The following is a 22,265-nucleotide window of genomic DNA, read 5'->3' on the forward strand; positions in this document are numbered from 1 at the left end:
GAATTTCGAATTGCAGCCAGGCGGCAAGCGGGGGAATCCTCAGGGTCTTACTCAAGTAAGTGACTGGGGTGAGCACGGGCAGCCAACAACGCTGCGGTTCGAAAGACGAAGGGGATTGCCTGGTGCCATAAAAAAACGGCGCCGAGGGCGCCGTTTTTATGTCCATCCGCGATTACTTCTTGATGCGGATGATCGGAGTTTCACCAACGATAACGGTGCCGGACAGTTTGATCAGTTCTTTGATCTCGTCCATGTTGGAGATAACAACCGGCGTCAGGATAGACTTGGCTTTCTCTTCCAGCAGTGCCAGGTTGAACTCGATAACCACGTCGCCTTTCTTGACGCGCTGGCCTTCTTCAGCGATGCGTTTGAAGCCTTCGCCTTTCAGTTCAACGGTGTCGATACCGAAGTGGACAAACAGCTCGATGCCGCTGTCGGATTCGATAGAGAAAGCATGGTTGGTTTCGAAAATTTTACCGATAGTGCCGTCAACCGGGGCAACCATTTTGTTGCCTGTCGGTTTGATGGCAATACCGTCGCCAACGATTTTTTCAGCGAAAACTACGTCAGGTACATCTTCGATATTAACGATTTCGCCAGAAAGTGGAGCTACGATCTCGATAGTGCCCGTGTCTTTCTTGTCATCAGAAACCAGAGATTTCAGTTTATCGAACAAACCCATGATCTTCTCCTAAGCATTAAATTGGGCGGCGTTCCAGTGTCGTGGAAGTTTAGCAGAGCGTTTTTTCTTCGATGAATTTATTCACGCAATTCATCAGATCTTGCGCCGTTGGCTGTGCCAAGGCTTGCGCTGCCAACGCCTTCACATCTTCGAAATTCGTATTACGAATAATTTTCTTGATGCGCGGGATTGAAATCGCACTCATGCTGAACTCATCCAGCCCCATGCCCAATAACAACAGTGTAGCACGCTCATCGCCAGCCAGTTCGCCGCACATGCCGGTCCACTTGCCTTCCGCGTGAGATGCATCAATGACCTGTTTGATCAGGCCAAGCACCGATGGGGACATCGGGTTATAGAGATGAGAAATCAGCTCGTTGCCGCGATCTACCGCCAGAGTATACTGGGTTAGATCGTTTGTCCCAATACTAAAGAAGTCGACTTCTTTCGCCAGATGGTGAGCAATCACCGCCGCAGCCGGTGTTTCCACCATTACGCCCACTTCGATTGTTTCGTCGAACGCCTTGCCTTCTTCACGCAGCTGCGCTTTCAGCGTCTCGAGTTCGCCTTTCAGATCGCGCACTTCTTCGACGGAAATGATCATCGGGAACATGATGCGCAGTTTGCCGAACGCGGAAGCGCGCAAAATGGCGCGCAGCTGGGCGTGCAGGATTTCTCTGCGGTCCATGGCGATGCGGATGGCGCGCCAGCCGAGGAACGGGTTCTCTTCTTTCGGCAGGTTCATGTACGGCAGGTCTTTGTCGCCGCCAATGTCCATGGTGCGGACGATCACGGCCTGTGCGCCGACGGCTTCAGCAACGGCTTTATAGGCCTGGAACTGCTCGTCTTCGGTTGGCAGCGAGTCGCGGTCCATGAACAGGAATTCGGTACGATACAGGCCGACACCTTCAGCGCCGTTGCGCTCCGCACCCGCGACGTCGCGCACGGTGCCGATGTTGGCGCAGACTTCAACCTGATGACCGTCCAGCGTAATCGCCGGCAGATCTTTCAGCTTGGCCAGATCGTTTTTCTCGGTAACGTACTGGGTCTGTGCGGCTTTCAGCTGATCGATAACGTCAGCAGTGGGGTTAACGTAAATTTTATTGTTAACCGCGTCCAGAATCAGGTAGTCGTCGTTCTTCACCTGCTTGGTGACGTCGCTGGTGCCTACGATTGCCGGCAGTTCCAGGGAGCGGGCCATGATGGAGGTGTGAGAGGTACGGCCGCCGAGATCGGTGATGAAGCCCAGCACTTTGTCCAGGTTCAACTGAGCGGTCTCAGACGGGGTCAAATCGGTTGCAACCAGGATCACTTCGTCCTGGATTGAGCTCAGATCGACGATAGCCAGGCCCAGAATGTTCTGCAGCAGGCGCTTACCGATGTCGCGTACGTCGGCCGCACGTTCTTTCAGGTATTCATCATCCAGTTCTTCCAGCGCTTTCGCCTGGCCTTCGATGATGGTATAGGCAGCCGCATCGGCAGAAGCCAGATCGTCTTTGATTAGGGCTATGATTTCCTGCTCAAGCTCTTCGTCTTCCAGCAGCATGATGTGGCCTTCGAAGATAGCTTCTTTTTCTTCGCCGAAGGTTTCGCCAGCTTTGGTCTTGATCGCTTCCAACTGCTCGGACGCTTTGGCGCGGCCAGCCAGAAAACGCGAGACTTCCTGTTCTACATGGTCTGCAGAGATTTTCTTCCGGTTGATGACAATTTCATCTTCTTTCAGTAGGAGAGCCTTACCAAAAGCGATACCCGGTGATACTAAAATGCCTGAAATCATAACCCTACCTTACTCTTGACTGGTGTTAACTAAAAAGACGGGCCGATTACTCAAGCTCTGCCATCAGTTTTACCAAGTGCTCAACGGCTTTCTGCTCGTCTTCACCAACAGCTTCGATGGTCACTACGGTCCCTTGAGTCAGCCCCAGAGTTTGCAGTTTGAACAGGCTCTTGGCACTGGCGCTTTTACCGTTGGAAGTTACGGTGATGTCAGAGGTGAAGCCTTTGGCTTCTTTAACGAACTGAGCGGCAGGGCGAGTGTGCAGACCATTCGGAGCGGTAATAGTAACTTCTTGCTGGAACATTGATGTTTCCCCAACTTATTGGTGTGTTGTGGAGCTAAAGTTTAGCCCAAGGGTATTACTTTAGCTTGTCTGGTTAGCGCCTGACTATGGTACAGGGGCGAGTATTGATGCAACAGAAAACGACGGATTTGACCCTTCAGATCAAAAAAATTTGGCTTCTGCCGTCGTTTCAATCAGCTCTCCATTATGCCGTGTTTAACCTCGCTGCGACAAACGAGTAAATCGATTCAGCTTAAAACAAGGGACGGAGGGTGATTAATTTTGTGCATCGAAATAATGCACCGTTAAATACTAAAGCTGGCGTGTAAAATCAATCTTCAACTGCTATAAACTTTGATCCAGCCCACAAAAAAGCACCCCGGAAGGTGCTTTTTTAGCTATTTGTGCACAGGTGGCACTACTGTTGCAATTCTTGCTCGGTGAACAAATCGGCAAACAGCGCGGTGCTGAGATAGCGTTCCCCGGAGGAAGGCAGAATCACGACGATGGTTTTGTCGGCGAAGTCGGCTTCTTCTGCGATTTTCACCGCCGCCGCCACCGCCGCACCGGAGGAAATGCCCGCCAGGATGCCTTCTTCGTCCATCAGACGGCGCGCCATGCTGATGGCTTCATCGTTGGTGATCTGTTCTACGCGGTCAACCAGGTCGAGATCCAGGTTACCGGGGATAAAACCGGCGCCGATGCCCTGAATCTTGTGCGGGCCCGGTTTGATTTCTTCACCGGCCAACGCCTGCGTGATCACCGGGGAATCGGTAGGTTCTACCGCCACGGTGGTAATCGCTTTGCCTTTGGTATTCTTGATATAGCGGCTGACGCCGGTCAGCGTACCGCCGGTGCCGACGCCGGAGATGAAAACGTCGACCTCGCCATCGGTGTCTTCCCAGATTTCCGGGCCGGTGGTTTTCTCATGAATGGCCGGGTTGGCCGGGTTGCTGAACTGCTGCAAAATGAGGTAACGCTCAGGATCGGTGGCGACGATTTCTTCCGCCTTGGCGATGGCGCCTTTCATGCCTTTTGCGCCTTCGGTCAGCACCAGATTGGCGCCCAGCGCTTTAAGCAGCTTGCGGCGCTCGATGCTCATGGTTTCCGGCATGGTCAGCGTCAGTTTGTAGCCGCGTGCGGCGGCGACGAAGGCCAGAGCGATGCCGGTGTTGCCGCTGGTCGGTTCCACCAGTTCTTTGCCGGCGACCAGGATGCCGCGTTTTTCTGCGTCCCAAATCATATTGGCACCGATGCGGCATTTAACGCTGAAGCTTGGGTTGCGTGATTCAACCTTGGCCAAAATGCGTCCGTTGCCGATACGGTTCAGACGAACCAGCGGCGTATGGCCGATCGTTAATGAGTTGTCTTCATATATCTTGCTCATAGCCCGTCCTTTAACTCTATGAAAATGTGGGGAACATCGAAAGCATACGCTAACAGTACCGGCAGGGAAGTAAAGAATTGGTATATCTATATGTTATTAGGAAATAAGTTTTAAGCACAATGATAAGGGCGCAAATTGCGCGCCCTGTCGAAGAATTAATCGTAATGCGGCGAGTTAAACGGCTCAGGAACGCACGAATTGTGTGCGGTAACGGTCGACCCACATGGCGGTGGCGCCGCAAACCGCGACCGGCAGGATCACCAGATTAAGGATGGGGATCATGGTGAACAGGCTGACCATGGCGCCAAACTGCAGGTTGTCGGTTTTATGCTGACGCAGCGCGCGGCGCATATCGGCAAAGCTCACCTTATGGTTATCGAACGGGTAGTCGCAATACTGGATCGCCAGCATCCAGGCGCTGAACAGAAACCACAACACCGGCGCCACCGTTTGGCCAATCCCCGGAATGAAATAGAGAATCAGCAACAGCAGCGCACGCGGCAGGTAGTACGCCAGTTTGCGCCATTCACGCGCCATGATGCGCGGCAAGTCTTTCACCATGCCGAAGATGCCGGTGTCCGGCAGTGGCTTGCCGGTCAGGCTGCCCTCCAGATGTTCGGCCAGCAGGCCGCAGAACGGCGCGGCTATCAGGTTGGTGATGGTGCTGAAAAAATAGCTGAATACCAGCAGGACGGAAACGACCGCCAGCGGCCACAGCAGATAGCTCAGCCATTGCAGCCAGTTGGGCACATGACTCATCATGCCGGGGATCCAATCGCCAAGCCGGCTGAACAGCCACCAGAAAGCGGAGCCCATCAGCAGCACGTTGACCAGCAACGGCAGGACGACATAGCGTTTAATCCCCGGGCGGGAAATCAGGCGCCAGCCTTCGGCAAAATAATGAAAGCCGCTGGTGGAGGGAGAAGCTGACTGCTTATAGGACATATCTTAAGTTATCTCTTTGTCTGAACAGGCATCGCTATCATATCGGGATGATTTTCTGCTGGCTAGGGTGGCATTGGCTGAAAAAACAGCAAAAAAAGGCAGTATAATCATCTTTATTGGCATAAAGTTCAGCACGGACTTGCACTTGTGTGCGCGGGCAAATAGAGTTAAAGAGTGAATGTTTGCCGCGGTGGCAATGTATTGGAACAACAGAGATAGCAATGATGCAGGATTTGCGTCTGATATTAATCGTTGTTGGCGCGATCGCCATAATAGCGTTGTTATTGCACGGTCTGTGGACCAGTCGCAAAGAACGCTCATCGCTTTTCCGCGATCGCCCAGCCAAGCGTTCTAAAAAAGAACGTGAACAATCCCCGATCGACGATCTCGATGAAGGCGTGGGAGAGGTGCGTGTACGCGCCGCCAACCCGCACGATGAGCCGTCTTTTGGTCATTTTGATGCCGCACGCGAAGAACCCGTGGTTGCGCCCAAGCCTGCTCCGGCGGCCGAGCCAACGCCACGTGCCGTTCAACCGGCTGCTCATCAGTCTCCGCCACCGCTGTCTCAGCGGCCGGATTATGATGACATCCTGCTGGACACCTACGCGCAGGACGAAGAGGACGACGTGCCGCAGCAGCCTGCGCCGCGCCGTGAACCGCGCGTTGATGATCTGCCGCCTGTGGCGCCTGCAGCAGAGCCGGCGTTCCGCGCCGAACCTGCGCATCAGCCGCAGCCGGAAGTGAAACCAGCGGCGGTAGAACCTCAGCCTTCTCCGGCAGCCATTAAACCGGCAAAACTGAAAGAAACCGTACTGGTGCTGCATGTTACCGCACATCAGGGTGGCGTAATCGGCGGCGAAGTTCTGCTGCAGAGCGTGCTGCAAGCGGGCTTCCAGTTCGGCGCAATGGGGATTTTCCATCGCCATATCAGCCCGGCAGGCAGCGGCCCTGTGCTGTTCAGCCTGGCGAACATGGTCAAGCCGGGATCTTTTGATCCTGACATGATGTCCGATTTCTCCACGCCGGGCGTGTCGATGTTCATGATGGTGCCGTCTTATGGCGACGCCAATCAGAACTTCAAGCTGATGCTGCAGTCGGCACAGCGAATCGCCGACGACGTGGGCGGTGTGGTGCTGGACGACGAGCGCCGCATGATGACCCCGCAGAAGCTGGAAACCTACAAAGCGCGCATCCGTGAAGTGTTGGAAAGCAACGCCTGACCGGTAGCCACGCGCACTGAATACCCGTAATCCTAAAGCCCCCGCTAGTCGGGGGTTTTTTATCTTTAAGATGGTGAGCCATGGAATCGATAATTCAACAAATCAATCAACTACGAGCCTCACTGCGCCATCATGAATACCAATATCACGTGCTTGACGCGCCGGAAGTGCCGGATGCGGAATACGACCGCCTGATGCGCGAGCTACGCGAGCTGGAAAGCGCGCACCCGGAGCTGATCACCGCCGATTCACCGACCCAGCGCGTGGGCGCCGCGCCGCTGGCGGCGTTCGATCAGGTACGTCATGAAGTGCCGATGCTGTCGCTGGATAACGTCTTCGACGAAGAAAGCTTCCTGGCGTTCTACAAACGCGTGCAGGATCGCCTGAAGAGCAGCGATCCGCTCACCTTTTGTTGCGAGCTGAAGCTGGACGGCCTGGCGGTCAGCCTGCTGTACGAAGACGGTGAACTGGTGCGTGCAGCCACGCGCGGCGACGGCACCACCGGCGAGAACATTACCTCCAACGTGCGCACTATCCGCGCCATCCCGTTGCGTCTGAGCGGCGACAATATCCCGCGCCGGTTGGAAGTGCGCGGTGAAGTGTTTATGCCGCAGGCCGGCTTCGAGCAGATGAACGAAGAGGCGCGTCGCAAGGACGGCAAGATATTTGCCAACCCGCGCAATGCCGCCGCCGGTTCTATCCGCCAGCTCGATCCGCGCATTACCGCCAAACGCCCGTTGACCTTTTTCTGCTACGGCGTTGGCCTGCTGGAAGGCGGCGAGCTGCCGCGCAGCCACTGGCAGCGCCTGACGCAGTTCAAAGACTGGGGGTTGCCGGTCAGCGATCGCGCCAAACGCTGCACCGGCAGCGACGAAGTATTGGCTTTCTACCGCCAGGTGGAGCAGGACCGCACGCAGCTCGGGTTCGATATCGACGGCGTGGTGGTCAAAATCGATGATATCAATCTGCAGGAAACGCTGGGATTTGTGGCGCGCGCGCCGCGCTGGGCGACGGCCTTCAAGTTCCCGGCGCAGGAGCAGATTACCCAGGTGCGCGAAGTGGAGTTTCAGGTTGGGCGCACCGGGGCGATAACGCCGGTGGCGCGGCTGGAGCCGGTACAGGTTGCCGGCGTGATTGTCAGTAACGCCACGCTGCACAACGCCGACGAGATCGAACGTTTGGGCCTGCGCATCGGCGATACGGTGATAGTGCGCCGTGCCGGTGACGTAATCCCGCAGGTGGTCGGGGTGATTGAAGATCGCCGCCCGCAGGACGCGCGTGAAATAGTATTTCCACTGCATTGCCCGGTGTGCGGTTCCGACGTGGAGCGGGTAGAGGGCGAAGCGGTAACGCGCTGCACCGGTGGGCTGATCTGCGCCGCGCAGCGTAAGGAAGCGCTGAAGCACTTCGTTTCCCGCCGTGCGATGGACGTCGACGGCATGGGCGACAAGATCATCGAGCAACTGGTAGAAAAAGAGTATGTGAAGAATCCGGCCGATTTATTCCGCCTGTCCGCCGGTATTCTGACCGGGTTGGATCGCATGGGGCCGAAGTCGGCGCAGAACCTGGTCAACGCGCTGGAGAAATCCAAACGGACCACCTTTGCCCGTTTCCTGTATGCGCTCGGCATCCGCGAAGTGGGCGAGGCCACGGCGGCTAACCTGGCGGCGCACTTCGGTGAGCTTCCAAAGCTGTATGCCGCCGATATCGACGCGTTGAAACAGGTGCCGGACGTCGGTGAGGTGGTGGCGAAGCATGTGCGTCATTTCCTCGATGAAGAGCTTAACCAGAAGGTGATCGACGAACTGATTGGCGCCGAGATTGGCATCAACTGGCCAGACGTGGTGGTGGTGGTACCTGAAGAGATCGACAGTCCATTCGCCGGAAAAACCGTGGTGTTGACCGGTTCGCTGAGCCAACTGTCACGCGATGAGGCCAAAGATCGTCTGACGGCGCTGGGTGCCAAGGTCAGCGGCAGCGTCTCGAAAAAGACCGATCTGGTGATTGCCGGCGAAGCGGCCGGCTCCAAGCTGGTGAAGGCGCAGGAACTGGGCATTGCAGTGATCGATGAAGCGGAAATGATCCGCCTGTTGGGTGTCTGATGGAAAAAGAGAATCTGATCGAGATCGCCAATACCCTGATGCCGTTTGGCAAGTACCAAGGGCGGGCGCTGATTGACCTGCCTGAAGAGTATCTGCTGTGGTTTGCCCGCAAAGGCGAGTTCCCCAACGGCAAACTCGGCATGCTGATGGAAATGACGCTGGCGATTAAAATCGAAGGGCTTGACCACCTGGTCAAGCCGTTAAAAAAGAGTTGAACAGACAGACGGGCGAAAGCCCGTTTCGTTTATCCCCGCGACGCCTCTGCGTTAAGAACCGACTGTTTTTCCTGCTGTTTCTTCTGATAACGTCGCGCCAACACGGCGCAGGTCATCAATTGCACCTGATGGAACACCATCAGTGGCAATACCATAATCCCCACTGTTGAGGCCGGGAACAGGATATTGGCCATCGGAATGCCGTTCGCCAGGCTTTTCTTCGAGCCGCAGAACACGATGGTGATTTCGTCGGCTTTGCTAAAGCCCATCCAGCGCGCCATGTAAGTGTTCACCACCAGCACGATGGTCAGCAAGACGATGCTGCCCGCCACGATAAACACCAGCGAACCCATGCCCACCTGATGCCAGATACCGTGCGTAACCGCCTCGCTGAAGGCGGCATAGACCACCAGCAGAATCGACGTCTGGTCGGTTTTGCCGATAAGTTTGCGATTGCGTTCGACCCACTTGCCGATCAGCGGTCGTGACAAATGGCCGGCGACGAACGGCACCAACAGTTGCAGCACAATCGAGCCGACCTGTTGCAGGCCGCCGGTTTCACCGTGGACGTTCATCAGCAGCCCGACCAACAGCGGTGAAACGAAGATCCCCAGCAGGCTTGAGGCCGACGCGCTGCATACCGCGGCGGCGACGTTGCCCCCCGCCAGCGAGGTAAAGGCGATGGCCGATTGCACGGTGGCGGGCAGAATGCACAGATAGATAAAGCCGGAATACAGCTCGGGGCTGACGTCGATCGGCGACCACCATTTAAACAGCACGCCGAGCGCCGGAAAAATGATAAAGGTGCTGAACATCACCCACAGATGCAGCCGCCAGTTGTTGCTGCCGGCCAGAATGGCCTCGCGCGACAGCTTGGCGCCGTGCATAAAAAACAGCAAGGCGATGGCGGCGATGGTCAGCACGTTTAGCCAGCCGACAAATTCGCCCCGCGCAGGCAGGAACGACGCCAGCAATACGGTGGCGAGCAGCGTCAGGGTAAAGCGGTCGGGCAGGAATCTCATGATGGCGTACTCGAATAAAAATGATGCGCTTATTGTGGCGCTGCGGGATATAATAATTAAATTGATTTATTTAATTTATTTATGAAAAAAATACATGAATTATTCCATCAAACAGCTCAGAGTTTTTGTCGCCATTGCCCGGCACCGCAGCTTCAGCCGGGCCGGTGAGGCTATTGGCCTGACCCAGTCGGCGGTCAGCCACAGCGTGAAAGAACTGGAAGCGGAGATTGGCGTGCGCCTGCTGGATCGAACCACGCGCGAAGTGGTGCTGACCGACGCCGGACAACGGCTGGCCAACCGCGTTGAACGCCTGCTGGATGAATTGCAAACCTCGTTGCTGGATGCACGCAGCTTCGGCGTGCAGCGCAGCGGTACGGTGCGCGTGGCGTCGAGCCAGACCATATCCGCCCACCTGATGCCGCAATGCATCGCCGCCGGGGAGCAGCGGTATCCGGATATTCGCATCATGCTGCGTGACCAGGCGCAACAGCAGGTGCTGCACAGCATCCGTAACGCCGAGGTGGATTTTGGCATCGTGGTGGATCCGGTCCAGGCGGTGGATCTGGACTGCGAGCCGATCCTGCATGAACCCTTCCTGCTGTTGTGCCGCCGCGATCACCCGTTCGCCGCACTGCCCGAGGTGCACTGGTCGGCCCTGAACGGCAGCCGTTTGGTGTTGCAGGATTATGCTTCCGGCAGCCGGCCATTGATTGACAGCGCTCTGCGCCAGCAGGGCGTGGAAGCCTCGGTGGTGCAGGAAATCGGTCACCCGGCGACGCTGTTTCCGATGGTGGCGGCGGGTATCGGCATCAGCATTTTCCCGGCGCTGGCGTTACCGCTGCCGGAAGGCGGGCAATTGAAAGTGTGTAGGCTGGTGCCGGAAATTAATCGCGCGCTGATGCTGGTACGGCGTAAAAACCGCTCCCTGACGCCGGCGGCGGAGGTGATTTGGCAGGTCGTTGGGCAGCAGGCGGCATTGCTGCAACAGCAACGCCGCCAACAGGCGGATTATTGAATCAGATATACAGGTCCACGGCATTCAGCGCGGTGGGGCGATTGACGCCATCGCCTTTGGCCGGAGCGCTGCCGGAGGCGGCTTTCGCCATCTGTTCCTGCTGTTGCTTTTCCATTTCTTCTTTCTGAATGCGTTCGATTTCAGCCTGCAGCATTTTGATCTGCGCCTGGATCAGCTGTTTCTGTTTTTCGATCTGTCTGGCATCGCCGCCCGAGTCTTTGAGATCCACCAGTTTCTGTTGCAGATCCTGGATTTGTTTATTCAGCGCCTTGATGCGTGCCGAGGCGCTGCTGTCGGAGATATTGACCTGTTCGCCGCTGCCGGCACCTTCGGTTTCTTTCGATTTACCGCCTTCGGGCTGCTGATTGACAGGCTTGGCCATCAGCACCTGGCCCTGTTTACCGGGGGCGCTGAAGACGTTGCTGACGCCGGGCACGGTGTTTTTTACCGGTACGATCATGGTAATGCTGGTGGACATAATGCTCTCCCTGAGTCTTGATGTAGCTGCTCAGGGTATCGGCAGCGGCGGGTAAAACTTTACCCGCGAACTTGCCGCAGCCGCGGCCAACGCTGCAGCCAGCCTTTGTCGGCCACCCGTTGCTCGAATGTGTGGATATCGCCGTTTTTGCCATTGAAGGTAATGGTGTCGTCGAACAGTCGCTCGAGGCCGAAAGGCGCTACCAGCTGGATGTTGTCATCGGCGTTCAGACGCGCGCCAACCGCCGTTTCAAGCTCGGTCCAAAAGCTGATGGCATCTTCGCTGTTGAGGTAGGGCGTCCGCCCGCTGCGCAGGTGCATGCGAGCCTGATTTTTCACCGACCACGGCTGCGGCAACCACTGTTGCAGCCGCGCCTCCAGCATCCTGTCGCGCTCCGCTTCTACCCGTTGCGGATCAAAATGAATCACGTCGATGTCGTTGAGCGGCGTCGGGGAGGCATAGCCGTGCAGCCGGTCCCACACCAGATTGCGTACAAATCCGGCGCCCAGACACCAGTCATTCAGGCCGAGCCGCCGTACGGTGCGCAATACCGCCATTCTTTCGTTATCTTGCTGTAACCACTGGATAATTTGCTGTTGCCGATTCATTACCTCTCCTTTGTTGCGGCTACTGTAACCCGAAGCGCTCGCCGGCGGAATGCAATGCATGATTTTAGTGCAGGCTCACGCGGCCCGGAGCCTGGCGGTAACCGGCATTAACTGCATGATTTCCTGTGAAAAATAAAATCACCCGCCAACTGGCTACACTTGGTACAGGGTTTGCAACTTCCGCTGATCATTCCAGGCAAAACAGGGGGCGCTATGTATCAGGCAACGCTTAGCCGGCGCAGCTACCGTTTCAATGATTTACGCCAACTGATGGCAAAGGCGTCACCGGCTCGTTCCGGCGACTATCTGGCGGAGGTGGCGGCGGAGAGCGCGGAGGAACGTATGGCGGCGCGCATTGCGCTGGCGGAGGTACCGCTGAAAACGTTTTTGCAGCAGTTGCTGGTGCCTTACGAAGAGGATGAGGTCACGCGGCTGATTATCGACAGCCATGATGCCCTGGCCTTTGCGCCGATCTCCCACCTGACGGTGGGGGATTTTCGCGACTGGTTGCTGAGCGAGCAGGCGGACAGCGCAATGCTGGCGCAGGTCGCCGCCGGGATTACGCCTGAAATGGCGGCGGCGGTGAGCAAGCTTATGCGCAATCAGGATCTGATCCTGGTGGCGAAGAAGTGCCGGGTGGTGACGAGATTTCGCAATACTCTCGGCCTGCCAGGCCGTATCAGCGTGCGGCTGCAGCCGAACCATCCGACCGACAGCCTGCAGGGCATCGCCGCCAGCATGCTCGACGGCCTGCTGTACGGCAGCGGCGACGCGGTGGTCGGCATCAACCCGGCCAGCGACAGCCTGCCGCTGCTGGAAAAGCTCAATTACATGCTGGATGACGTGATTCAGCGTTTCGCCATACCCACGCAGTCCTGCGTGCTGACGCACGTCACCAACACGCTGCGGCTGATGGAGCGCGGTGCGCCGGTGGATCTGGTGTTCCAGTCGATCGCCGGCACAGAAGCCGCCAACACCGGTTTCGGCATTAATCTGGCGCTGCTGGCGGAGGCGCAGCAGGCGGCGCTGAGCCTCAATCGTGGCACGCTGGGCAATAACGTGATGTATTTCGAAACCGGGCAGGGCAGTTGCCTGTCGGCCAATGCGCATCACGGCGTCGATCAGCAAACCTGCGAGGCGCGTGCCTATGCGGTAGCGCGCCATTTCTCTCCGTTGTTGATCAATACCGTGGTCGGGTTTATCGGCCCGGAATATCTGTATGACGGTAAACAGATTATTCGCGCCGGGCTGGAGGATCACTTCTGCGGCAAGCTGCTCGGCCTGCCGCTGGGGTGCGACGTGTGCTACACCAATCACGCGGAGGCGGATCAGGATGATATGGATACTTTGCTGACGCTGTTGGCCACCGCAGGATTAACCTTTTTGATTGGCGTGCCGGGAGCGGACGACATCATGCTCAATTATCAGAGCACTTCTTTCCACGACGCGTTGTATATCCGCGAACTGCTGGGGCTCAAACATGCGCCGGAGTTTGCCGACTGGTTGGTGAAAATGCACATCACCGACGATCTGGGGCGGCTGCGCGATACGGCGTCCAACCATCCGCTGTTGCTGGCGTTGCAGGGAGAGAGCTGATGAATAAACCGGTTCACGTCAACGGCTGGGATGCGCTGCGCGCTTTTACCGATGCGCGTATCGCGTTGGGCCGCACTGGCGCCAGCCTGCCCACCGGGGAGCTGCTTAAATTCGGGCTGGCGCATGCGCAGGCGCGCGATGCGGTACACCAGCCGTTCGACAGCGATACGCTGGCCGGGGCGTTGCAGGAGAGTGGCTGGCAGACGCTGAGGGTACACAGCCAGGCCGCTGACCGCACCGCCTACCTGAGCCGGCCGGATCTGGGGCGGCGGTTGGCGGCGGACAGCCGCAGTCTGCTGTTGGGCCAGCCGGACAAGGCGGCCGATCTGCTGCTGGTGGTGGCGGACGGTCTGTCTTCCAAGGCGGTGCACCGTCAGGCGTTACCCTTGTTGCAGGCGCTGCGGCCTTATCTCGATCTGTTGGGGCTCTCCGTTGCGCCCGTGGTGCTGGCGCATCAGTCGCGGGTGGCGCTGGGGGATGATATCGGCGAGTGTCTGCGGGCAAAAGCGGTGGCGATATTGATTGGCGAGCGGCCGGGGCTGTCGTCGCCGGACAGCCTGGGGATTTACCTCACCTGGGGGCCGAACACCCGGCGGCGCGAGTCGGAGCGTAACTGTATCTCCAACGTGCGCCCGGAAGGGCTGGATTACCCGCAGGCGGCGTTCAAGCTGGCGTGGCTGCTGGAACAGGCGTTCCAGCGGAGGCTGACCGGGATTGAACTGAAAGACGAAAGCGATAACCCGGCGTTGTATGGTCGGGTATCGCCGCTTCATTCCCAACTGGGGGGTTGACCGATACTTTGCTGCAGCAGGGTGGTGAATGCGTTTAAGCGGGCGGAGATCTTGGCCACCGGCCGCAGCAGGTAGATGCCCTGTTGTTCCTGGCGCGGATCCTCCAGCACGGGTTGCAAGCGGCCGGCCTGGATATCCGGGCCAACCACCCAGTTGGGTAAAAAGGTGATACCCAGTCCAAGCAGCGCCGCCTGGCGCTGGGCGGTAAAGTCGTTGCAGCGCAGCACCATACTGCAACGGTTCAGTAGCTGGCCGCTGAGGATTTGCGTCCAGCAGGCCGGCTGCTGTTTGTTATAACGGGCAATCAGCCGATGTTTCGGCAGCGCGTTCAGGTCCTCTGGGCAGCCATAGCGGGCGATATAGTCGGGGCTGGCGCACATGACCCAGCGCTGAGTGGCTATTCGGCTGGCGTACAGCCCGCTGTCTTTCTGTTCGCCGATGCGGATGGCGGCGTCCAGCAATTCCTGCGTCGGATCGGTCTGGCGTTCGGTCAGATCCAGATCGACAAACAGCTGCGGGTAGCGTTCAGCCAGCGTCGGCAACAGCGGCAGGATATAGGTTTTGCCAAAGGTCGGCAGGCAACTGATGCGCAACGTTCCCTGCGGCACATCACTTAGCGAGGCCAGTTCGGCGCGGATGTCGGTGATGTCCGACAGCAGCGCCGCCGCCCGCGCCTTCAGCATTTCCCCGGCATCCGTCAGCATCAGGCCGCGCGTCGAGCGGATAAACAGCGTGGCGCCAAGGGCGCTCTCCAGCGCGTCGATGTGGCGAACCAGCGAAGAGGGCACCATGCCCAGTTTACGGGCGGCAGCGGAGAAGCTGCCCAGCAGGGCCACTTCGAGAAATATCGGCAGATGTTCAACATAGCGGGCGTCATTCATCTTTGCATTATATGCAAAAGCGTTTCTTATGAATACCGGGTTCTCTGCCCACCGCATTGCGGTTACTCTTTTTTTGGGGCTTACGGACGGCAACAGCGAACCGGGATCCCGCCGCAAAGAGAAAAATAGATAAACGAGTTTGATGACAACGGTGTTTTTACGACCGAGATACCCGGGCCTGGCGCACCGAGGGGCGGTCCGACGGCCAAGGCCGTTACGACCCCTTCGGCACGCTCTCCCTAATAACGGGCTTTGCCAGCAGACTGAATGTATAAATCAAGCGGATTTTAGACCTTAAAACAACGTCATTCTCCCAGGCGCCGCCATGCGCCTGCGACAGTGATTGCTGCTTCAATACCAGAGTAAACGTTCAATTTGACGCTGTGCCAACCAACAATGATTAGTGAATCTAAACCGTTGTTGAGGTTGAGCGTCGCCGGCCTGCCGTGCCGGTTTTTTTGTCGCCGTTGGCTGAATCGTTCCACCTGAACGCGTCGTCGGCGACATCTTTGCTTACCTTTCAGGTGAGCATTTTTGAACGCGCGGGGGCATTTCGCACCGCGCTGGTGGAGGAGTACGTAATGAACGAAAAGCAGGGTTGTTCCTGTGCGCACCATCTGGTGCAGGGTTTCGCCAGACAGTCAGTGAGTGCCGGGGAGGGCGAAATCTATCAAATCTCGCTGATGAGCGCGTTAATCAGCGGCGTTTACGAAGGGGAAGTGACCATTGCCGAATTGCTCCGGCACGGCAACTTTGGCCTAGGCACCTTCAACCACCTTGATGGCGAATTGATCGCCTTTGATGATGAAATTCATCAACTGCGCGCCGACGGCAGCGCTCGGCCAGCCGGCCACGATCAGAAAACCCCCTTTGCCGTTGTCACTTTTTTCCAACCCAGCGTTACCCAAAGTTTCGATCGTCCTATCACCAAAGCGCAACTGCACCAGTGCATCGATGAGCAGGTGGCTTCGCCGAACCTGTTCTGCGCGGTGCGCGTCGACGGTGAATTCAGCCACGTGGAAACCCGCACCGTGCCGCGCCAGGAGCGGCCCTATCGCCCGATGCTGGAGGCCATCGAGGAGCAACCGACCTTTGCCTTTCTCAAGCGGCAGGGAACCCTGGTCGGTTTCCGTTCGCCGGACTACATGCAGGGCGTCGGCGTAGCCGGTTATCACGAGCACTTTGTTACCGACGATCGCAGCGGTGGCGGCCACGTGCTGGATTACCAGCTTGACCACGGTCGTCTGCAATTTGGCGTGATCACCCGTCTCAATCTTCAATTGCCGCATGATGCGGATTTTCTGCGCGCCGACCTCTGTCCGGAGGATTTGGATCGCGCGATTCGTTCTGCCGAGGGTTAATTCCGCGACAGCCGTGGGTGTATTTTCAGGAGGTGTGTTCCATGAACAAGGCAAAAACAGACAATAACTGGACGTGTGGCGCAGATTTAGTGGTGAAAAATCTGGAAGCGCAGGGCGTCAAATACGTGTTCGGCATTCCGGGGGCGAAAATCGACCGGGTATTCGATTCGCTGGAGGACGCGCCGTCGATAGAAACGGTAGTGGTGCGGCACGAGGCCAACGCGGCGTTTATGGCGGCGGCGGTCGGGCGGTTGACCGGCAAGGCGGGGGTGGCGCTGGTCACCTCCGGGCCAGGCAGTTCCAACCTGATCACCGGGCTGGCGACCGCCACCTCGGAAGGGGATGCGGTGGTGGCGATCGGCGGTGCGGTGAAGCGCGCCGATAACCTCAAACAGACCCACCAGAGCATGGATACCGTTAGCATGTTCCGGCCGGTGACCAAATATTGCGCCGAAGTGCATGCCGGCGTGGCGATTTCCGAAGTGATCGCCAATGCTTTCCGCCATGCCGAGTTTGGCCGCCCGGGGGCGTCGTTCATCAGCTTGCCGATGGACATCGTGAATGAACCTGTCAGCGCGCCGGTGCTGGCGGGGTGCCGCCTGCCGCGCATGGGGGCCGCCGCCGCCGATGACATTCGCACGGCGGTAACATTGATCCAGCAGGCGAAGTGCCCGGTGCTGCTGCTGGGTCTGCAGGCCAGCCGCCCGGAAAACAGCGAGGCGGTGCGGCATCTGCTGCACCGCACCCATATGCCGGTGGTGGGCACCTATCAGGCCGCGGGGGTGATCGACGTCAATCATTTCGCCCGGTTCGCCGGCCGCGTCGGGTTGTTCAACAACCAGCCGGCCGATCAACTGTTGCAGAAAGCCGATCTGGTGGTCAGCGTCGGCTACGGCCCGATCGAATACGATCCCTGCATGTGGAACAGCCAGGGCAAATTGAAGTTGGTGCATATCGACGTGCTGCCAGCGGATATCGATACCTGCTACCGCCCGGACGTGGAGCTGGTGGGCAATATCAGCGCGACCCTCGATATGATGACCGAAGCCTTCAGCGCCGTGGTGAGCGTGCCGGCAGAGGTTGAACTGATCCTCAGCGATCTGGGGCGGCAGCGTACCGAACTGGCGGAACGCGCCGCACGCCGTGGCGGCATGCCGATCCATCCGCTGCGCATCGTGAAAGAGTTGCAGGATATCGTCAGCGACGATGTGACGCTGTGCGTGGATATGGGCAGTTTTCACATCTGGATCGCGCGCTATCTCTATAGCTTCCGCGCAAGACAATTGCTGATCTCCAACGGCCAGCAGACGATGGGGGTGGCGTTGCCGTGGGCGATTGGCGCAGCGCTGGTGCGCCCGGGGGACAAAGTGGTGTCAATCTCCGGCGACGGCGGTTTTATGCAGTCGAGCATGGAGCTGGAAACCGCGGTGCGGCTGAAAAATAACATCGTGCACGTGATTTGGGTGGATAACGCCTACAACATGGTGGAAATGCAGGAGGTGAATAAGTACCGACGCAAATCCGGCGTGGAATTTGGCCCGATCGATTTTAAAGCCTATGCGGAATCCTGCGGTGCGGTAGGGTTTGCCGTGCAGTCGGTAGATGACCTGCGGCCGATGCTGCGCAAAGCGATGGAAATTGAAGGGCCGGTGGTGGTGGCTATCCCGGTCGACTATTCCGACAACTACAAACTGATGGCGCAGATGAACTTCAGCCAGATGATTTAATTTCATTATGTCGGTTAACCACGGGGAGCGGCCTTTGCGGCGCACCCCGTTTTTTATGCTCGAAATTTGTGCTTTACAACCCTAACTGCATGATTTATTGGTATCCGTCGGGTCCGTTTTCTATACCCTGTGCATGTCGAGTTACGGCCAGGCGACGGGGATAACCACTGGGGATGGCAGGATGAAAAGAAAAGCACTCACAATGACGCTGGGATTGTTGGCTTTGGCGATGATGGGCGGCGCGCACGCCCGCACGCTGGTTTATTGTTCCGAAAGTTCGCCGGAAGGGTTCAACCCGCAGCTGTTCACCTCGGGCCCCACCGTAGACGCCAGCTCTGCGACGATTTACAACCGGCTGGTGGATTTCAAAACCGGCACCGTCGAGCTGCAACCCAGCCTGGCGGAAAGCTGGGAAGTGAGCGAGGACGGCAGGCAGTACACTTTTCATCTGCGCAAGGGCGTGAAATTCCAGAGTAACAAGTTCTTTACCCCCACGCGTGACTTCAACGCCGACGACGTGATCTTCTCCTTCATGCGGCAAAAAGACGCCGATAATCCGTATCACAAGGTCTCCAACGGCGCTTACACCAACTTTGAATCCATGGAATTCGGCACGCTGATCGACAAGATTGTCAAAGTGGACGACAGCACGGTGCGCTTTGAGCTTTCGCGCGCCGAAGCGCCGTTCGTGGCCGATCTCGGCATGTATTTCGCCACCATTTTATCGGCGGAATATGCCGATGCGATGCTGAAGGCCGGCACGCCGCAGCGGGTGGATAACGATCCGATCGGCACCGGGCCGTTCCAACTGGTGCAGTACCAGAAAGACGCGAAGATCCTCTACAAGGCGTTCGACCACTATTGGGAGGGCAAACCGAAGATTGACCGCCTGGTGTTCTCGATAACGCCGGACGCCGCGGTGCGCTATGCCAAGCTGCAAAAAAATGAATGTCAGGTGATGCCATTCCCCAACCCGGCGGATTTAGCGCGGATGCGGCAGGACCCGAACATTCAGGTGATGGAGAAATCCGGTTTGAATATCGGCTTCCTGGCGTTTAATACCCAGAAAAAACCGCTGGATAACGTCAAGGTGCGCCAGGCGCTGGCGATGGCGGTGAATAAACCGGCGATTATCGAAGCGGTGTTTCACGGCGCGGGCCAGCAGGCGAAGAACCTGCTGCCGCCGACCCAATGGGGCAGCAACGACAAGATTGAGGATTATCCGTACGCGCCGGAGAAAGCCAGGCAACTGCTGAAGGAAGCCGGTTTGGGCCAGGGTTTTGCGATTGATCTGTGGGCGATGCCGGTGCAGCGGCCTTACAACCCGAACGCCAAACGCATGGCGGAGATGATCCAGTCCGATTGGGCGAAGATTGGCGTGAAGGCCAACATTGTCACTTTCGAATGGGGCGAATATCTGCAGCGGCTCAAAAATGGCGAACACCAGACCGCGTTGGTGGGGTGGACCACCGCCAACGGCGATCCGGACAACTTCTTCGGCCCGTTGTTTACCTGCGTTTCGGCCAACGGCGGTTCAAACTCGGCCAAATGGTGTTACCCGCCGTTTGATAAGCTGATCCTGCAGGCGCGTGAAGAGAACGATCATGCCAAGCGGGTAGCGCTGTACGAGCAGGCGCAGGTGATGATGCATGAGCAGATGCCGGCGTTGATGATTGCCCACTCGACCATTTTTGAGCCGGTACGCAAGGAAGTGAAAGGGTACGAGATCGACCCGTTCGGCAAGCACATCTTCAAACAGGTATCGCTGGAGAAATAATAAAAAAGGGGCTGCGCGGCAGCCCCCGATGTTTCTCAACAGGCATCAGAAATGCGTGTTGATGCTCATATAATAAGTGCGGCCCGGTTCGTTGTAGGTTGCCGCACCCGCTCCGGCGATGTTGATGGCGCCGGTGTTGGGATCGCCAACGTTTTGCGCGTTGCCGGCGCGGAACTGGCGTTTGTCGAACAGGTTGTCGATGCCGGCGGTGACGCTGACGTTTTTGGTGACGTCATAGGTGGCGCTGGCGCCGACGATGGCGTAAGGGCTGACCTCGCGGGTTTCGCTGCCGGTCGCCGGTTTACCCTGGTAGTTGTACTTCTTCGGCTTCTGACGGCCGTACCAGGTCAGGGTCGATTGCATTGACAGTTCCTGGGTCGCCTGCCAGCTCAGTGTCGAGTTGATAGTGAATTTAGGGATCACCGACAGATAATCGCCGGTGCTCTTGTTCTTGTTCTCGATCATGTAGGTGGCGTTGTTGCTCCAGGAAAGGGTCTCGCTGATCGGTACGTTCAGTGTCCCTTCCAGGCCCTGTACGACCGCTTTCGGCACGTTTTCCCACTGATAAACCGCCGTACCTGTGCTGCTGGTGGCGATTTTGCTGTTGCCCGCCTCGATCTTGTTGCGGTAATCGTTGCGGAAGTAGGTCACCCCGGCCAGCCAGCCTTCATTATGGAACTCCAGCCCGATCTCTTTGTTGACGCTGGTTTCCGCCTTCAGATCGTCGTTGCCGAGCAGATAGCAGCCATTTTTGGTATCGCTGGCCGCACAACCTTGGCCTTTGCTGTACAGCAAATAGTTTTGATTGGTCTGGAACAGCGTCGGCGCTTTGTAGGCGCGGGCGATGCCCATTTTCAGCGTGAAGTTGTCGCCCAATTCTTGCGACAGGTTTAGCGCCGGGCTCCAGTTATTGCCGGCCTCGGAATGGTGATCGTAACGCAGGCCGGGCGTCAGCATGGTGCTGTCGGTCAGCTCGATATTGTCTTCGGCGAACAGCGAGAAGATATTCGCCGACGCGTAAGGGCTACGGGTGCCGGTCTCTGTGCCAGGGATGGTGCCGCCCATCAGCGTTTGGCTGGTCGACGTGCCATCTTTCATGCGCTGCTGGTTCCACTCGGTGCCCAGCGTGGCGGTTTGCGTGACGCCCAATTCAAACGGCACGCTGACTTCGCTGTGCGCCAGAAAATCGTCCAATTTGGTGGTGCCGAAGCCTGCATTTTTGGTGTCGAAAATACCTTCGGTGCCACCTGCCAAACCTTCGTTCAGACGCGTATTACGCGTGCGCTCGAACCGAACGTAATTGTTGGTGCTGACTCCGTTGTCCCAGGCGCCGCGATGGTTGAGGCCGAAAGTTTCGCGGTAGATGCGGTTGGTCTCTTTGCCGTAGTTGCTTTGCACCAGCGCGTTGGTGTTGGTGTTCTGCGTGTCGCCGGCGTACAGGTTGCCCTGGCGGCCATAGGAATATTCAAATTCCAACGACTGCAAGTGAGCGAAGTCCCAGTGCAGCAGGGCGTCGATGTTTTTGTCGACCACGCCTTCACGCCCGGAGGGAATGCTGCTGGCATAAGCGCCTACGCGTTCGGATTTGTGCGATTCGTTAATATCCCAGGCGTCGGCCTGCGTTTTGCTGTAGCCGCCGAACAGGCGGAAGCTCAACTGGTCGCTCAGCGGGCCGGACAGGCTGAAGTCGGTGCGTTTGGTGGAGCCTTCCTGCTTATGCTGCGGCACGTTGAAATAAGTGTTCAGCGAGCCGTGCAGATCTTTGGTGCTCTTTTTGGTGATGATATTGACCACGCCGCCGGCGGCGCCGTTGCCATAGCGTGCGGCGGCCGGGCCGCGCAGCACTTCGATGCGTTCGATCATCTCCGGCGGCACCCAGGCGGTATCGCCGCGGGAGTCACGTTCGCCGCGCCACCCCTGGCGCACCGAGTTGCGACTGCTGGCCGGGATGCCGTCGATCAGAATCAGGGTGTTTTCCGGGCCCATGCCGCGAATGTCGATCTGGCGATTGTTGCCGCGCTGGCCGCTGGTGGAGTTGCCGGTCAGGTTAACGCCGGGCATGGTGCGGATCAGTTCGCTGATATCGCGCGCCGGAGGGCGTTTTTTGATTTCGTCGGCGGTGATGGCGGACACCCCCGGCGCCTGCAGGTTCTGCCTGGCGGCGGTGACGACAATGGTGTCCTCGGCGGTTTCTTTTTGGCTTTTGGCGGCGGTATCGGTTTCTGCGGTGGTATCAGTTTGCTGTGCGGCGTGCGCAAAGGCGGACGCGCCTAACCCTAACCCGATGAGTGTGGCTAAAGAATAACGTGAAAGTTTGCGGTTCATTTGAGTGTTCCTACCTTGCTGCCTTTCCCGGGGCCGAAGACAGGCCTCCGACAGAGAGAAGGGCGGTTGTAGT

At 57.8% G+C, this 22,265-nt stretch carries 19 protein-coding genes; 9 read left to right on the forward strand and 10 right to left on the reverse strand.

What is annotated here, in order from left to right:
- Positions 1-172: 172 nt before the first annotated feature.
- The 5 genes from crr to cysZ form a co-directional block, all read right to left on the reverse strand.
- A complete protein-coding gene (gene crr, locus JK621_RS23115) occupies positions 173-682 on the reverse strand; it encodes a PTS glucose transporter subunit IIA (protein ID WP_004947686.1) in 510 nt (169 codons plus the stop codon).
- Between the two features lie 49 nt (positions 683-731).
- A complete protein-coding gene (ptsI, locus tag JK621_RS23120; protein WP_004947683.1) occupies positions 732-2,459 on the reverse strand; it encodes a phosphoenolpyruvate-protein phosphotransferase PtsI in 1,728 nt (575 codons plus the stop codon).
- A gap of 46 nt (positions 2,460-2,505) precedes the next feature.
- Positions 2,506-2,763 (reverse strand): phosphocarrier protein Hpr, encoded by a 258-nt coding sequence (ptsH, locus tag JK621_RS23125; RefSeq protein ID WP_024484477.1) that lies wholly within the window; start codon positions 2,761-2,763, stop codon positions 2,506-2,508.
- Between the two features lie 397 nt (positions 2,764-3,160).
- Positions 3,161-4,129, reverse strand: a complete 969-nt coding sequence (cysK, locus tag JK621_RS23130; protein WP_004947678.1) for a cysteine synthase A — start codon at positions 4,127-4,129, stop codon at positions 3,161-3,163.
- Between the two features lie 183 nt (positions 4,130-4,312).
- Positions 4,313-5,074, reverse strand: a complete 762-nt coding sequence (cysZ, locus tag JK621_RS23135) for a sulfate transporter CysZ (RefSeq protein ID WP_212557812.1) — start codon at positions 5,072-5,074, stop codon at positions 4,313-4,315.
- Positions 5,075-5,295: 221 nt separating this feature from the next.
- Here cysZ and zipA point away from each other — a divergent pair, with 221 nt between their 5' ends.
- The 3 genes from zipA (at position 5,296) to JK621_RS23150 (ending at position 8,611) form a co-directional block, all read left to right on the forward strand.
- Entirely contained in the window at positions 5,296-6,294 is a 999-nt protein-coding gene (gene zipA, locus JK621_RS23140) for a cell division protein ZipA (RefSeq protein WP_212557813.1), read from the forward strand.
- Positions 6,295-6,374: 80 nt separating this feature from the next.
- On the forward strand, positions 6,375-8,396 hold the full coding sequence (gene ligA / locus JK621_RS23145; protein WP_212557814.1) for an NAD-dependent DNA ligase LigA: 2,022 nt from the start codon (positions 6,375-6,377) through the stop codon (positions 8,394-8,396).
- The gene (locus JK621_RS23150; protein ID WP_004947672.1) at positions 8,396-8,611 is read left to right on the forward strand and encodes a DUF3820 family protein; all 216 of its coding nucleotides are present in this window, start codon (positions 8,396-8,398) and stop codon (positions 8,609-8,611) included. Before ligA ends, JK621_RS23150 begins: the two co-directional genes overlap by 1 nt.
- 29 nt (positions 8,612-8,640) lie before the next feature.
- On the opposite strand, the gene JK621_RS23155 is transcribed toward JK621_RS23150, so the two are convergent.
- The gene (locus JK621_RS23155) at positions 8,641-9,633 is read right to left on the reverse strand and encodes a bile acid:sodium symporter family protein (RefSeq protein WP_212557815.1); all 993 of its coding nucleotides are present in this window, start codon (positions 9,631-9,633) and stop codon (positions 8,641-8,643) included.
- A 94-nt stretch (positions 9,634-9,727) separates the two neighbouring features.
- Between JK621_RS23155 and JK621_RS23160 the strand changes: the two genes are divergently transcribed.
- Positions 9,728-10,648, forward strand: coding sequence for a LysR family transcriptional regulator (locus JK621_RS23160; RefSeq protein ID WP_212557816.1), 921 nt, complete (start codon positions 9,728-9,730; stop codon positions 10,646-10,648).
- Between the two features lies 1 nt (position 10,649).
- Here the strand turns inward: JK621_RS23160 and JK621_RS23165 are convergent, their stop codons facing one another.
- Both JK621_RS23165 and JK621_RS23170 read right to left on the reverse strand, forming a co-directional pair.
- Positions 10,650-11,126 (reverse strand): FlxA-like family protein, encoded by a 477-nt coding sequence (locus tag JK621_RS23165; protein WP_212557817.1) that lies wholly within the window; start codon positions 11,124-11,126, stop codon positions 10,650-10,652.
- A 59-nt stretch (positions 11,127-11,185) separates the two neighbouring features.
- A complete protein-coding gene (locus JK621_RS23170; RefSeq protein WP_212557818.1) occupies positions 11,186-11,734 on the reverse strand; it encodes a nucleotidyltransferase family protein in 549 nt (182 codons plus the stop codon).
- A gap of 213 nt (positions 11,735-11,947) precedes the next feature.
- Here JK621_RS23170 and JK621_RS23175 point away from each other — a divergent pair, with 213 nt between their 5' ends.
- Together JK621_RS23175 and eutC are read left to right on the forward strand one after the other, a co-directional pair.
- Complete coding sequence (locus JK621_RS23175; protein WP_212557819.1) at positions 11,948-13,330, forward strand: ethanolamine ammonia-lyase subunit EutB; 1,383 nt, start codon at positions 11,948-11,950, stop codon at positions 13,328-13,330.
- Entirely contained in the window at positions 13,330-14,121 is a 792-nt protein-coding gene (eutC, locus tag JK621_RS23180) for an ethanolamine ammonia-lyase subunit EutC (RefSeq protein WP_212557820.1), read from the forward strand. Before JK621_RS23175 ends, eutC begins: the two co-directional genes overlap by 1 nt.
- Here eutC and JK621_RS23185 read toward each other — a convergent pair.
- Positions 14,100-15,059 (reverse strand): LysR family transcriptional regulator, encoded by a 960-nt coding sequence (locus tag JK621_RS23185; RefSeq protein WP_212557821.1) that lies wholly within the window; start codon positions 15,057-15,059, stop codon positions 14,100-14,102. The genes eutC and JK621_RS23185 overlap by 22 nt on opposite strands.
- Positions 15,060-15,583: 524 nt before the next feature.
- On the opposite strand from JK621_RS23185, the gene budA reads away from it, so the two are divergent.
- From budA to JK621_RS23200, 3 genes are all read left to right on the forward strand, one after another.
- The gene (budA, locus tag JK621_RS23190) at positions 15,584-16,363 is read left to right on the forward strand and encodes an acetolactate decarboxylase (protein ID WP_212557822.1); all 780 of its coding nucleotides are present in this window, start codon (positions 15,584-15,586) and stop codon (positions 16,361-16,363) included.
- 41 nt (positions 16,364-16,404) lie between these two features.
- Positions 16,405-18,090: an acetolactate synthase AlsS gene (gene alsS / locus JK621_RS23195; RefSeq protein WP_212557823.1), complete on the forward strand. Its 1,686-nt coding sequence runs from the start codon at positions 16,405-16,407 to the stop codon at positions 18,088-18,090.
- 181 nt (positions 18,091-18,271) lie between these two features.
- The gene (locus JK621_RS23200) at positions 18,272-19,867 is read left to right on the forward strand and encodes an ABC transporter substrate-binding protein (protein ID WP_212557824.1); all 1,596 of its coding nucleotides are present in this window, start codon (positions 18,272-18,274) and stop codon (positions 19,865-19,867) included.
- Between the two features lie 45 nt (positions 19,868-19,912).
- Here the strand turns inward: JK621_RS23200 and JK621_RS23205 are convergent, their stop codons facing one another.
- The gene (locus tag JK621_RS23205) at positions 19,913-22,192 is read right to left on the reverse strand and encodes a TonB-dependent siderophore receptor (RefSeq protein WP_212557825.1); all 2,280 of its coding nucleotides are present in this window, start codon (positions 22,190-22,192) and stop codon (positions 19,913-19,915) included.
- Between the last annotated feature and the right edge of the window lie 73 nt (positions 22,193-22,265).

It is taken from the genome of Serratia plymuthica (genome assembly GCF_018336935.1).
In the GTDB taxonomy this organism is placed as follows: Bacteria; Pseudomonadota; Gammaproteobacteria; order Enterobacterales; family Enterobacteriaceae; genus Serratia; species Serratia plymuthica_B.